Raw genomic sequence first — 13863 nt, 5'->3', positions numbered from 1 at the left:
CGTTTTAAAAGGAGTTAATGAGCATGTCTAAACCACTAGCTATAACGGATGTGGTCCTTCGTGACGCGCACCAATCATTATTTGCCACTCGTATGCGTATCGAAGATATGCTGCCAATTGCGGCGGAGTTGGACAAAATTGGTTATTGGTCCCTTGAAACTTGGGGCGGGGCAACATTTGATGCCTGTATTCGCTATTTGGGAGAAGATCCTTGGGAGCGTCTACGTGAACTGAAAAAGGCAATGCCCAACACGCCGATGCAAATGCTATTGCGCGGTCAAAACTTGTTGGGTTACCGCCACTATGCAGACGACGTTGTTGAAAAATTCGTAGAGCGTGCACATGCCAACGGTATGGATGTGTTCCGTATTTTTGATGCAATGAACGACGTTCGCAATTTCCAAAAAGCAGTTAAAGCGGCAGTAGACGTGGGTGCACATGCACAAGGAACCTTGTCTTACACCACAAGCCCGGTTCACAACACAGATACTTGGGTAGACCTAGCGAAGAAATTGGAAGATTTGGGCTGTCATTCTTTGTGTATCAAGGATATGGCGGGGCTATTAAAACCGTATGAAGCGGAACAATTGGTCTCTCGCATTAAAGCCTCTTGTGATATTCCACTTGCGCTGCACTGTCATGCGACGACTGGTCTATCTACTGCGACAGCTGTTAAAGCGGCAGAAGCAGGGGTGGACATTTTAGATACGGCTATTTCGTCGATGAGCTGTACTTACGGGCATACGCCAACGGAAACCGTAGTTGCTATGTTGCAAGGTACTGAGCGCGATACCAACCTGAATCTTGATCAGCTTGAACCTATCGCTGCTTACTTCCGTGAAGTACGTAAAAAGTACGCCAAATTTGAAGGCCAATTAAAAGGCGTAGATTCTCGAATCCTAATTGCTCAAGTACCAGGCGGCATGTTGACTAATATGGAAGGTCAGCTAAAAGAGCAAGGTGCAGCGGATCGCATTGACGAAGTGTTAGAAGAAATCCCACGCGTGCGTCAAGACTTGGGCTTTATCCCACTGGTCACCCCAACGTCTCAAATTGTTGGTACTCAAGCGGTAATTAACGTGTTGACCGGTGAGCGATACAAGAGCATCACCAAAGAAACCGCAGGTGTTCTAAAAGGTGAATATGGTGCAGCACCAGCAGAGGTAAATGCAGAACTACAAGCTAAAGTGCTGGATGGTGCTGAGGCAATTACTTGTCGCCCAGCCGATCTGCTAACTGCTGAGTTAGATACTTTAACCGAAGAGCTTAAAAATAAAGCCAAAGAAGACGGAATCGACCTTGCTGAGCAAGTCGTCGATGACGTGTTGACTTACGCATTGTTCCCACAAGTCGGCCTTAAGTTCCTTAAAAACCGCAACAACCCAGATGCTTTTGAACCAGCTCCGACTGTAGAAGAAGCCGCTCCAGCTCCAGCACCAGTTGCTCAACCAACAACCGGTGGCATTGAGAGTTACAGTGTTAAAGTTGATGGACAAGTGTTTGATGTAGAAGTCGGTCCGCAAGGCCAGCTTACATCAGTGACACCAGCCGCAGGCACAGCGCCCGCTCAGCCTGCAGCTGCACCTGCTCCAGTTGGTAATTTAGAAAATGTTCCGGCTCCTCTTGCAGGCAATATCTTTAAGATTAACGTTCAAGCCGGTGCTCATATAGAAGAAGGTGATGTATTACTGATTCTCGAGGCCATGAAAATGGAAACTGAGGTTCGTGCTGCACGTTCAGGAACAGTTCAAGAGCTGTTAGTGAAAGAAGGCGACTCAGTGTCTGTCGGCGCGCCATTGTTAAGCTTGGCGTAGGGAATAGTCATGGAAGGTTTATTGACACTATGGGCTGAGACAGGGATAGCCAACTTTGAATTTGGCCAACTGTGTATGATCTTAGTTGGCTGTATTTTGCTTACTCTTGCAATCAAGAAAGGGTTTGAGCCTTTACTGCTATTGCCTATCGGGTTTGGTGCAATACTGGCTAACATTCCGAACGCAGGCTTTACTGATCCTGGCGGTATGTTGTACTACGTCTACTACATAGGAATTGAGTCGGGGATTTTCCCACTGCTTATTTTCTTAGGCGTCGGTGCGATGACAGACTTTGGCGCTCTGATCGCTAACCCAAAAACCTTATGGTTAGGTGCAGCGGCTCAATTTGGTATTTTTGCCACTTTGTTTGGGGCCATCTTGTTAAACTACGTTCCCGGCATGGAATTTACGATGCAGGATGCGTCGTCAATCGCCATTATTGGTGGTGCGGACGGCCCAACGGCTATTTTCTTGGCAAGTCAGCTTTCGCCTGATTTATTAGGGGCAATTGCGGTTGCGGCATACAGCTACATGGCTTTGGTGCCGATTATTCAGCCACCAATTATGAAGGCATTGACGACTCCGGAAGAGCGCAAAATTAAAATGGCTCAACTGAAACATGTGGGTAAAGCTGAGAAAATTCTTTTCCCTCTTGCCGTTTTGATGATGGCTATTCTGTTCTTGCCATCAGCAACGCCATTAGTTGGTATGTTCTGTTTGGGTAACCTAATGCGTGAGGCTGGTGTAGTCGATAGGCTATCGAAGACCGCGCAAAATGAGCTGATCAATATCGTTACTATCTTCTTGGGCCTAGGTGTCGGTTCTAAACTACAAGCTGAAGAATTCTTGAACATTGAAACTCTGGGGATTCTAGGCTTGGGCGCAGTGGCGTTCAGTATTGGTACTGGTGCTGGTGTGATGATGGCTAAGATACTCAATAAGTTCTCAAAAGAAGACATCAATCCGCTTATTGGTGCTGCAGGGGTATCAGCGGTACCAATGGCAGCTCGAGTAGTAAACAAAGTCGGACTAGAAGCTAACCCGCAAAACTTCTTGTTGATGCACGCAATGGGTCCTAACGTGGCAGGTGTTTTAGGCTCGGCAGTTGCGGCGGGTATTCTGTTGGCATTGGTCGGGTAAATGGCTGAAAGAGATCAGGATCGTTTACACAAGTGAATTCTGATCTAAGTTGGAATTTAACCCGCTTGGTTTAACCAACTAGCAAGAATTGGTATATATTCAAAGGGATGCTTCGGCATCCTTTTCTTTTTGTTAGGTCAACTGACCCTAGGGACTCGGTGTAATGGAAAACAAGCAAATCGCGATCACTCAATTTGGTACGCCCGATGTACTTGAAGTGCAATCGACGCAGGTACCTAAACCTAAAGCTGGAGAAGTTCTTGTCAAAGTGGCTTTTGCTGGCGTAAATCCCATTGATGTCAAAACCCGTGCTGGACTTGGTTGGGCTGCGGAGCAAAACCGAGAAAATCTCCCTTGGGTACCAGGGTACGATATTGCCGGCGAAATCATCGAGCGCGGAGAAAACAGCGAGCGTTTTGTTATTGGTGATAAAGTAGCAGGATTTGTCGGTTTCCCACTGCAAGGTGGTGGCTATAGTCAGTACTTGTGTGTACCTGAGTCTGAACTGAGCTCAGTACCAGATTCCATTACTTTGGAAGCGGCCGCTGTTTTACCGTTAGCCGGGCAAACCGCTGCTCAGGCCCTAGATAAAGCCGAAGTGCACGAGGGTGATCGGGTATTGATCCTTGCTGGTGCTGGTGGCGTAGGACATTTAGCCATTCAGATTGCGGTTGCGGCCAAAGCGGAGGTATTTACCACTTGTAGTGAACGCAATCTGGATTACATGGCAACGCTAGGCGCTCATGCAATCAATTATGAATTTGCTTCGGCGTCAGAACGTGTTGAAGAAGTTGATGTATTGATCGATTTGGTCGGTGGTGAAGTCGCGATGGACGCGCTCAAGTGCCTAAAGGATGGTGCACGAGTAGTCACTGTCCCAACACTCACGGCGGAAAAAATCTGTGAAAAAGCGAAATTACTGGGCTTTGAAGCGTCTGGGATGCTGGTAGACCCTAATCCAGAGCAGTTAGATACCATGCTTTATATGGTCAGTGTTGGCCTCCTAAAAACCGAAATTCAACACGTCTACTCGCTGAATGAAGCGCAAGAAGCACATAAGCAAATCGAAACGGGTCATACTCGTGGTAAAGTATTAATAGATATGCATTGTGAATAGTCTACAAATTAATGTTTGATTGGATACAAGAGTGGGTCGTGCAAGCGCCACTCTTTGTTTTATTTATCACCGGATTTTTGAGCGCCACATTACTACCCGGTAGCTCAGAAGCGGCCTTTTTTACCGCCTTAGCGAACCCAGTCGACCCCATTTGGCTATCTCTAATTGTTGTTAGCTTCGCCAATGCGTTGGGCGGTATGACAAACTTTTTGATTGGTCGCTGGTTACCAAGCTTTCACCCCAAAAATAAACGATCGAAAAAAGCACTGGCGTGGCTAGAGAAATATGGCTATTGGCCACTATTACTGAGTTGGCTACCACTAGTCGGAGATTTATTGTGTTTGGTCGCGGGTTGGTTAAGACTACCTTGGTTACCGAGTACATTGTGTGTGTTTGTTGGAAAAACAGTTAGGTATGCTGTTCTCATCGCTGTGTTTAACGGAGTGTTTTGATCATGAAACGAATTGGTATTGTGGTATTTGTTTCTCTCGTCTGGCTAACGGCTTGTTCTATGCCATCTTTGCCCTCTCTTCCATCAATCCCATTCTTTAATTCTCTTCCAGATGGCGTCACGCTAATCGAAGAGCAAGAGATACGTGGCGACGATGTTGGTATTCCTTACAAGAAATACCAACTAGAAAATGGATTAACCGTGATTTTGTCACCAGATCATTCCGATCCTTTAGTTCATGTTGATGTAACTTATCACGTTGGGTCTGCTCGCGAAGAAGTGGGTAAATCCGGGTTTGCTCATTTTTTTGAGCATATGATGTTCCAAGGCAGTGAAAACGTTGGAGATCAACAGCATTTCAAATTGGTAACGGAAGCAGGCGGAACGCTTAACGGTACGACAAATCGCGATCGCACCAACTATTTTCAAACCGTTCCAGCCAACCAACTGGAAAAAATGTTGTGGCTAGAAGCCGATCGCATGGGCTTTTTGTTAGATGCTGTGTCCAAGCGCAAGTTTGAAATTCAGAGAGACACGGTAAAAAATGAACGAGCTCAGAACTTTGAAAACCGTCCTTATGGTTTGCTTTGGGAGAGAATGGGCGAAGCCATGTATCCCGAAGGGCACCCTTATTCATGGCAACCAATTGGTTACGTCGAAGACTTAGATCGAGTTAACGTCGAAGATCTCAAAGCATTTTTCTTACGTTGGTATGGCCCTAATAATGCCGTGTTGACGATTGGTGGTGACATCGACGTTGAAGAAACCTTGGAATGGATTGTTAAATACTTTGGTTCTATCCCTCGAGGACCAGAAGTCGAACAAGCCCTCAAGCAGCCAGCGATATTAACTGAAGATCGCTTTGTAACGCTTGAAGATAATATTCGCCAACCCATGGTGGTGATTGGTTGGCCTACCGGCTATTTGGGTGATGACGATCAAGTGAGTCTAAATGCTCTGGCGAGTATTTTAGGTAAAGGTGCCAATAGTTTGCTTTATCAAGAGTTGGTGAAAACTCGGAAGGTGCTTGATGCCGGAGCATTTCACGATTGTGCAGAACTGGCCTGTTCCTTTTATGTTTATGCCATGATTGGTGAATCTCAGGGGAGTCTGGATAAGGTTTATCAAGACTTGCTAGCGATTGTCGAATCAATTGCAGAACAAGGCATCGAGTCTCAGCGATTGCAAGATATTGTAGGAATGTCTGAGGCCAATGCCGTATTCGCCTTACAGAGTGTACGCGGCAAGGTCTCTCAACTTGCGGCTAATGAAACCTTTTTTGAACAGCCCGATAGAACTCAAACTCGGTTAGAGAAAATTCGTTCTTTGACCGAGGCGCAAGTCATGGAGGCCTATCAAACCTACATTCTCGGTAAAAACACGGTAACTTTGAGTGTTGTTCCTGAAAACAAAACCTCGTTAGCCGCCAAACCAGCGAATTTTGAAACACCAAAACGCAGTATCCCTGACCTCACTTTAGCGACCTCTGAAGATGCCAAATACATCAAGCCGGTTGACAAGTTTGATCGATCGGTAATGCCAGAGCCGCAGCGAGGAGTAAGTGTCTCGACGCCTGATATTTATCGCCAACATTTTGCCAACGGCATGTCACTCATCGGCACTATCTCTAAAGAAACACCCACAGTACAAGTGTTGCTGCAGATTCCTGCTGGAGAGCGTTTTAGTCCAAGAGGTAAGGAAGGTCTGGCCTCATTGACCGCCGCAATGATTGAACAAGGCAGTGAGCAGTTGAGTTTGGAACAACTTGAATCAGAGTTAGCTCGCATGGGAAGTAGTATCAGTTTTAGCGCGGGCAGTTACGTTACTAATGTGTCGGTTTCATCGTTAACCAAAAACCTTCCGCAAACCTTGGCATTACTTGAAAATGCATTGTTCCAACCTGCTTTTAAACAAGACGATTTCCAAAGACTACAAAAGCAAATGCTGGAAGGTGTGGTCTATCAACATCAACAACCAAGTTGGCTAGCCTCTCAAGCAACGCGTCAGGTCTTGTTTGGCGATTCTATTTTTGCCCGTTCGGAAGACGGTACAATCGAGTCGATTTCCAACTTAACCTTGGATGATGTGAAAGATTTCTATCAACGACATTACACACCGCAAGGAGCTCAATTGGTGATAGTTGGTGATACCAAGCCAAGCGCTGCGGTTGAAGATTTGGCGTTTTTGGTCGAGTGGCAAGGTAAACCATCAGCACTGTTAACTCCACAAATAGTAGAACCACTTCAAGCTCGTTCTATCTATTTAGTCGATAAACCGAATGCGCCACAAAGCATAGTTCGATTGATTCGTCAGGGGCTACCATTTGACGCAACTAGGGAAGTGTATTTAAAACAGCTGGCTAACTTTAATCTTGCTGGCAACTTCAACAGTCGTATCAATCAAAATTTGAGAGAAGACAAAGGCTATACCTATGGGGCTAGCGGTTACATCGCCGCAAATCGCGAAGTGGGAGCCGTGGTCTTTAAAGCGCAAGTCAAACAATCGGCAACGGCTGACACTATTCGTGAGTTAGAAAAAGAGCTAGCAAACTTCGCCGAAGAGGGAATTACCGAAAACGAGCTGAAATTTTTGCGCTTGGCTGTCGGTCAACAAGAAGCGCTAACGTATGAAACGCCAAGTCAAAAAGCCAATTTGTTGAGTTCGATATTAACTTATCAACTGGACGAAGACTATTTGCAGCAACGCAACGATATCGTCGCTCGCGTGAGTGAAGCAGACATTAATCTTATTGCGAGTAAATGGTTTAATCCTGACGACTATCAAATTGTGGTCGTCGGGGATGCACAACGCATTCGTTCCGATTTAGAAAAGTTAGAAATTCCAATTGTAGAGCTTGAAATAGTACACTAGCGCACACATCTATAAATGCATCGAGCTGCCTCCTTGAGGCAGCACATTACTTATTGGCTCAGCTTAGCCTGAGTCCTGACATAAGCGAATGATATTTTGACGGATTTTACTTCGCGCATAAAGCGACTCGCCCAGCAACCACATGTGTTTAACGAACTAACTCGTGGGGTTGAGCGAGAGACGCTTCGTTATAATTCAGATGGCAGCTTGGCTACCTCTTCTCATCCTGAATCGCTCGGCTCCGCGTTAACCAACAACTGGATCACGACGGACTACTCCGAATCCCTGTTGGAATTTATTACTCCGGTATCGAACAATATTGATACTTTGATCGCTCAGCTCAAAGACGTACATCACTTTACCCAAAGCCAGCTTGAGAGTGAGCAACTTTGGCCTTTATCCATGCCTTGTTACGTTGAGAGTGAAGATAGCATTCCACTTGCTCAATACGGAAGTTCCAATATTGGCAAAATGAAAACGCTATACCGTGAAGGGCTAAAGCGCCGCTACGGTAGCCTGATGCAGATTATTTCAGGGGTGCATTTCAACTTTTCTTTTCCCGAAAGCTATTGGGACGCGCTGTATGGCGAAGAAGATGTAAAACAAAGAGAACAGACGAAATCCTCCGGTTATTTTGCGCTTATCCGTAACTATTACCGACTGGGCTGGCTAATTCCTTATTTCTTTGGCGCTTCACCTGCAATTTGCTCTTCGTTTATTCGTGGTCGTGAAACCAAACTACCATTTGAGAGTGTAGGAAAAACTCTGTATTTACCTTATGCCACTTCTTTGCGTTTGAGTGATTTGGGTTACACCAATAGTGCACAGAGTGCATTGCGGATCGGGTTCAACAGTTTAGATCAATACCTAGATGGACTGAATCAAGCTATACAAGCACCTTCACAGGAGTTTGCTGAGATTGGTGTGAAAGTCGACGGTGAATACCGACAGTTAAACAGCAATATTCTGCAAATTGAAAACGAACTGTATGCACCAATTCGACCTAAGCGTGTCGGACAAAATGGTGAACGCCCCTCTGAATCATTGGCTAGAGCAGGGGTTGAGTATATTGAAGTGCGCTCGCTGGATGTGAATCCATATAGTCCTATTGGGATTGATACTGACCAAATTCGCTTCTTAGATTTGTTCCTAGCTTGGGCTTCCATTACCGATTCTCCCACTATGACAGACGGTGATTTGTCTTGTTGGCGTGATAACTGGAACAAAGTGATCACAGAGGGGCGTAAGCCGGGCTTGATGCTACAGAAAGGGTGTGGTGGTGAGAAGCTAACTCTAGTGGAATGGAGTGAGCAGATCTTTGGCGAACTAGAGCAACTGGCAGAATTATTTGATTCTCAACACCCCGGAACACCGTATCAAGATGTGTGTGCTAGATTGAAAACTTGGTTGCACAATCCAGAGTTGACCGTTTCAGGCAGAGTATTGAAAGACACCATTAATCAAGGCGGTTTAGGTAAGTTTGGTTTATCTCTGGGTACGGAATACCGAAATCATCATTTACAACATCAATACCAAGAATATTCACAGCAGATAATGGAGCACGAAGTTCAACGCTCGCGTCAGCAACAAGAAGAAATTGAGCAATCAGATACGTTAAGTTTTGATAATTTCTTGGAATCTTATTTTTCTTATTTAAACTAGCTTAAACCAACCTATTGAGAGTTTGAGCAAACGGAGAAAACCATGCCTTTACTAGATAGCTTTACCGTCGACCACACTATTATGAGTGCACCGGCTGTTCGCGTAGCAAAAACCATGAATACACCAAGTGGCGACACCATTACAGTTTTTGACTTGCGTTTTACCCGTCCAAACAAAGAGATTTTGTCAGAGCGTGGAATTCATACTCTAGAGCACTTGTTTGCCGGCTTCATGCGTAACCATTTAAATGGCTCAGATGTAGAGATTATTGATATCTCTCCGATGGGCTGTCGCACTGGGTTCTACATGAGCTTGATTGGTAGTCCAGCAGAAAGCCAAGTCGCAGATTCTTGGAAAGCAGCAATGGAAGACGTACTAAAAGTTGAAAGTCAGGACAAGATCCCTGAGCTCAATGAGTATCAATGTGGTACTGCCGAAATGCACTCTTTGGAAGAAGCGAAGCAAATCGCCCAAGACATAATTGATAGTGGAATTTCGGTTAACAAAAACGAAGAGCTAGCACTTCCTGAAGCTATGCTAAAAGAACTTAAAGTCGACTAACCCTTTTGGTTCTTATTTGAGTTTGAAAGGCTGCGAAAGCAGCCTTTTTGCTTGTTGGTATTTAAGAAATAGCGTTAGTTGGCTTTAGGTAGAACGACAACCTTGGTTTTGGCCAAAACATCGTGTAAGCCACGATTTTGTCGATCAATGATCGCCCAGATATTGGCAACACCTAGTCCAGAGGTAAGCAATCGAACAATCGCTTGTTTGGAGGAAATGCGATCACCCTGCTCAGTTTGAAGTTGCATTTTCCACGCTCGCATGCCGAGTGTTTGTCCAGCTCTAGTCCAGAAGAAGAAAAAGAAATACGCTCCGACAAACACCAAGTAGATTTTATAAACCCAACTCCAAACTACGTGATTTGACAAAAAGTCGCTGACATCTAAGTATGGGGCAAAGTTAAATAGGTCCATAGCTAGCAGGGCATGGAGAACGGCAACCACTACACCCGCTGCTATCATTTCAATAGCTAATACGATAAGCACATCATAGGTGAGGGCGCCTAGACGACGAAAAAATCCTGCGGTTGGTAATGTAGAAGTTGTCATAGCCAAAGATATACGTGGAATAGAGGGCAAAATTATAAACTATCCCTTAGCGGTTTTAAGGGATTAGTCGATGTTTTTTATGCTCATGCCTAAATATTCAGCAAACAACAAAAGAATCAAACTTTTGTGCTTGCACGCTAACAAGCGATACGTATAATGCCAGTCATCGAAAGGGCAAAGCCCCAAGATGCCGGTGTGGTGAAATTGGTATACACGACGGATTCAAAATCCGTTGCCTTCGGGCGTGGCGGTTCAAGTCCGCCCACCGGTACCACATTTAAACGATAAAGCCTCGACGAAAGTCGCGGCTTTGTTGTATCTGGCACTTGTGAATTCAAACTCGGCGTGTCGGCTTGGATGCAAGCCCAGTCAGTCTGCCCACCGGTACCATATATAAAAAGGTCGCTTTAATAGCGGCCTTTCGTCGTTTATGGGGTACGAAAGGGTTGCCTTCGTGATGGCGGCAGGAATGCCTGTCCAATCAGCCCGCCCACCGGTACCATATTTAAACGATAAAGCCTCGACGAAAGTCGGGGCTTTGTTGTATCTGGCACTTGTGAATTCAAACTCGGCGTGTCGGCTTGGATGCAAGCCCAGTCAGTCCGCCCACCGGGGCCATATATAGAAAGGTCGCTTTAATAGCGGCCTTTCGTCGTTTATGGGGTACGAAAGGGTTGCCTTCGTGATGGCGGCAGGAATGCCTGTCCAATCAATCCGCCCACCGGTACCATAATTCAAACGATAAAGCCTCGACGAAAGTCGGGGCTTTGTTGTATCTGTTGCTTTAGAGGTATTTACCTTCTAATCGACTATTCCGATACGGTGTAGCGTTGCCGAATCTCTTGGTATTTTGGTGATGTTTGGAATTCAGTTAGGGCTTGTTGCCATTCATCGAGTACTTTCTGGCTGGTTCCTTTTGAAAAGGCAATGTACAGGTCAATATCGAAAAGTCGAATACCAGAGTTAACAACCTTTGCAGAGTTCAGATCTTGAGATTCAATCAGACTTGGCATGGCAAATTCGCCTGCTGCCATTGCAGTGACTCGGCCATATTGCAGTAGACGGGCGTTTTCTTTGGGTTGGTTTGTCACCCATAAGTTTTCAAAACCCAGCTGGGTAAGGGTTTGATGCTCTGGATAATTAGCTGTAACTGCAATCGTTGGCCAGCCTTTCGCTGATTCTAAGTCTTGTCCCGTTGAATCGAATTTGTCAGTGTGGAACAAGTAAACACCATCAGACAACAAGGGGCCAACCCATTCAAACTTATCGTTTCGAGCCGGTGTGCGCGCAACACAAAATAGAGCCCGATTGGGAAAAATCTCCAACTCTTTCATGGCGCGGGACCAGGGTAATACCTGAATCTCGTCTTCAACGTCCAGCTTTGCCATCAGCTCTGTAACAATTTCCACACCAATACCAGTTAACTTACCTGTTTCATCGTAAAAGCCAAAAGGCGCAAAGTCCTCGGTCATAACGGTGATTTTAGCGTTGGCAGTAATGGTCCAAAAGCAACATAACAGCAGCAATGCGACACGGCTAATAGTCATGGTTCGCCTCAAATCCTTTCTAACGACAAGATGATCATAGTTGATGCTTTTATCAACGTCTGTATCAGCCACAACTTTTTTGTCGAGAAAAAACTCTAATCATCTGCTTTTATCATTCAAAGTTTGGGTAAGCGAACGATTATTAACTATGATTTTTACAATAAGAATAAGGAGATAGTCATGTTAAAAGTCACCCCCTATTTGTTCTTTTCAGGCCGTTGTGAAGAGGCGTTGTCATTCTACTCCCAGTGTTTTCGAGGTGCAGTTACCTCTAAGCAATACTTCCGCGACGCACCGGCCTCTATTGATAGTGCAAACCCCGATTGGATAATGCATGCCGAGTTCGAAGCGTTTGGACTCAAGCTGATGCTCTCGGATGGTATGGTGGCGAGGGAGCTAATGGGAAACAATATGGCGTTATCGCTTGTACTGGATGATATTGATGAGCAAAGTCGAGTTTTTAGAACGCTATCAGAAGAAGGAAAAGTCATGATGCCGTTAGAAGATGCGTTTTGGGGAGCGAGATTTGGCAAAGTGGAAGATAAATTCGGGATTCGCTGGATGTTACACGCCGAGCTTGTTTAAGTTATTTATCTATCAATCATAAAATCAATAGCTTAGGGCGTGGTTTTTTGTTAATAATAGAAATGGTAACAATGACTCATCAATAGCTTGAATTCTTGTGGCAAGTATTAAAATAACCGTAGATAGATTGCAGCCGGGTCTGCATATTCGACTTCCGCTTAAGTGGAACGAACACCCCTTTTTGTTTAATAGTTTTAAGATCAAAGACGAAGAACAAATCCGAATGATTCGGTACCTTGGCGTGAAGCACGTTTTCCTAAATCCTAATCAAAGTGATGCAGAACCTTTGCCCGTCCAAACCGAAGCGACTAATTCTGAAGAACAAGATAAAAGCGAAGAAATAGATGAAGCAGCAGAGAAGCTTTGGAAGGAGAAGCAAGACCGAATCGAGAAACTCAGTAGCTATCGCCGAAAAGTTATCGAGTGCGAAAAGGAGTTTGAACGTTCTTTAGCCAGAATGCGTGCGGTGATGAATAAAATTCGTAATCGTCCGGACCTTGCGGTTGATGAAGCAACACAATTGGTCAACGACATAGTTGATAAATTGCTGAGTGAAGACAGCGTTACATTACACTTGATGAATACAAAAAGTGAATTCGAAGATATCTACTTCCATTCACTTAATGTTTCGGTCATCGCCATGATGATAGCCAAAGCGAAAAAAATGTCTGCGGACGAAATTAAGGCCATAGCGTTTGCCTCTCTATTTCATGATATGGGCAAAATCAAAGTTCCTACGGCTATTGTGCGCAAACAAACTCAGTTGACCGAACCAGAAAAGAACTATCTAAAGTTGCATACAAAATATGGAATAGAGATAGCAGACAAGATCGAAGAATTTCCCGAGACGGCGAAAGTGGTTATTCGACAGCATCATGAGCTAAACGATGGCAGTGGATACCCTGAAGGGCTAAAAGAGGACGCAATTGATCCACTTACTCAAGTAGTAGCGGTCGCGAATGCGTATGACAACCTTTGTCATCCGAATAATCCAAATGACCAAAAGATACCTTACATCGCGCTTTCTCACTTATTCAAGAATTGTCAGCATCTTTATAATAAAGAGAACTTGTCTATTTTGATTAAGTTCATGGGAGTATATCCACCGGGTACAGTAGTACAGCTTTCAAATGAAATGATTGGCTTGGTCATTTCCGTAAACGCAAAGAGTATTCTCTATCCTAATGTTCTTATCTATGACCCTTCGGTTCCAAGAACTCAGGCGCCGATAATCGATTTGGCAGAGAAGGACATCAAAATCGTTAGCGCCATTTTGCCTCATAAGCTACCGGATAAGATCCGCGAGTACTTAAATCCACGGACTCGAATTTCCTATTTCTTCGATACCGATGATTAAACTGGCTAGCTTATCCACAGGGTTTTGTGGGTAAGCTGGTGGCTTATTGTGTTTCAAATTGAACAACCTACCAGTTTGGTTAAAAACGAAACGAACAAGCAGTTTTGGGCAAAATAATTGTTTTTTATGCTTGCCAATGTGACTTCGATCTCTATAATGCCACCTCGCTGACACGGGATGAGCCGGCAACGACTCAGATAACTAAATCAG

11 protein-coding genes and 1 tRNA gene are annotated in these 13863 nt (G+C 44.8%); 10 read left to right on the top strand and 2 right to left on the bottom strand.

The genetic code is table 11. From position 1 onward, the window contains the following. Window positions 1-23 precede the first annotated feature (23 nt). The 7 genes from oadA to luxS all read left to right on the top strand — a co-directional run bounded on the left by oadA (window position 24) and on the right by luxS (window position 9616). Window positions 24-1814 (top strand): sodium-extruding oxaloacetate decarboxylase subunit alpha, encoded by a 1791-nt coding sequence (gene oadA, locus ACXAFJ_RS11385; protein ID WP_475323504.1) that lies wholly within the window; start codon window positions 24-26, stop codon window positions 1812-1814. A gap of 9 nt (window positions 1815-1823) precedes the next feature. Continuing rightward, window positions 1824-2954 carry a sodium ion-translocating decarboxylase subunit beta gene (locus ACXAFJ_RS11380; protein ID WP_475323503.1) on the top strand — a complete coding sequence of 377 codons (1131 nt, stop codon included), beginning with the start codon at window positions 1824-1826 and terminating at the stop codon, window positions 2952-2954. Between the two features lie 163 nt (window positions 2955-3117). Then, window positions 3118-4071 (top strand): NADP-dependent oxidoreductase, encoded by a 954-nt coding sequence (locus ACXAFJ_RS11375; protein ID WP_475323501.1) that lies wholly within the window; start codon window positions 3118-3120, stop codon window positions 4069-4071. An 11-nt stretch (window positions 4072-4082) separates the two neighbouring features. Beyond that, window positions 4083-4523, top strand: a complete 441-nt coding sequence (locus ACXAFJ_RS11370; protein WP_475323499.1) for a YqaA family protein — start codon at window positions 4083-4085, stop codon at window positions 4521-4523. 2 nt (window positions 4524-4525) lie between these two features. After that, window positions 4526-7393: a M16 family metallopeptidase gene (locus ACXAFJ_RS11365; RefSeq protein WP_475323497.1), complete on the top strand. Its 2868-nt coding sequence runs from the start codon at window positions 4526-4528 to the stop codon at window positions 7391-7393. Between the two features lie 96 nt (window positions 7394-7489). After that, window positions 7490-9055 carry a glutamate--cysteine ligase gene (gene gshA / locus ACXAFJ_RS11360; RefSeq protein ID WP_475323495.1) on the top strand — a complete coding sequence of 522 codons (1566 nt, stop codon included), beginning with the start codon at window positions 7490-7492 and terminating at the stop codon, window positions 9053-9055. 42 nt (window positions 9056-9097) lie between these two features. After that, a complete protein-coding gene (luxS, locus tag ACXAFJ_RS11355; protein ID WP_475323493.1) occupies window positions 9098-9616 on the top strand; it encodes an S-ribosylhomocysteine lyase in 519 nt (172 codons plus the stop codon). Window positions 9617-9690: 74 nt separating this feature from the next. On the opposite strand, the gene ACXAFJ_RS11350 is transcribed toward luxS, so the two are convergent. Further along, complete coding sequence (locus tag ACXAFJ_RS11350; RefSeq protein ID WP_475323491.1) at window positions 9691-10164, bottom strand: RDD family protein; 474 nt, start codon at window positions 10162-10164, stop codon at window positions 9691-9693. A gap of 189 nt (window positions 10165-10353) precedes the next feature. Here ACXAFJ_RS11350 and ACXAFJ_RS11345 point away from each other — a divergent pair. Next, window positions 10354-10438 (top strand) — tRNA-Leu (locus tag ACXAFJ_RS11345). Window positions 10439-10973: 535 nt separating this feature from the next. On the opposite strand, the gene ACXAFJ_RS11340 is transcribed toward ACXAFJ_RS11345, so the two are convergent. Beyond that, on the bottom strand, window positions 10974-11711 hold the full coding sequence (locus ACXAFJ_RS11340) for a substrate-binding periplasmic protein (protein ID WP_475323489.1): 738 nt from the start codon (window positions 11709-11711) through the stop codon (window positions 10974-10976). A gap of 180 nt (window positions 11712-11891) precedes the next feature. Between ACXAFJ_RS11340 and ACXAFJ_RS11335 the strand changes: the two genes are divergently transcribed. Next, window positions 11892-12296: a VOC family protein gene (locus ACXAFJ_RS11335; protein WP_475323487.1), complete on the top strand. Its 405-nt coding sequence runs from the start codon at window positions 11892-11894 to the stop codon at window positions 12294-12296. 97 nt (window positions 12297-12393) lie between these two features. Beyond that, a complete protein-coding gene (locus ACXAFJ_RS11330; RefSeq protein WP_475323485.1) occupies window positions 12394-13653 on the top strand; it encodes an HD-GYP domain-containing protein in 1260 nt (419 codons plus the stop codon). Window positions 13654-13863: the final 210 nt, after the last annotated feature.

The sequence above is a fragment of the Vibrio sp. ABH4_348 genome, from assembly GCF_056159765.1.
Note: the sequence above shows the minus strand (reverse complement) of the source record. Positions and strands in the feature narration are given on the sequence as shown.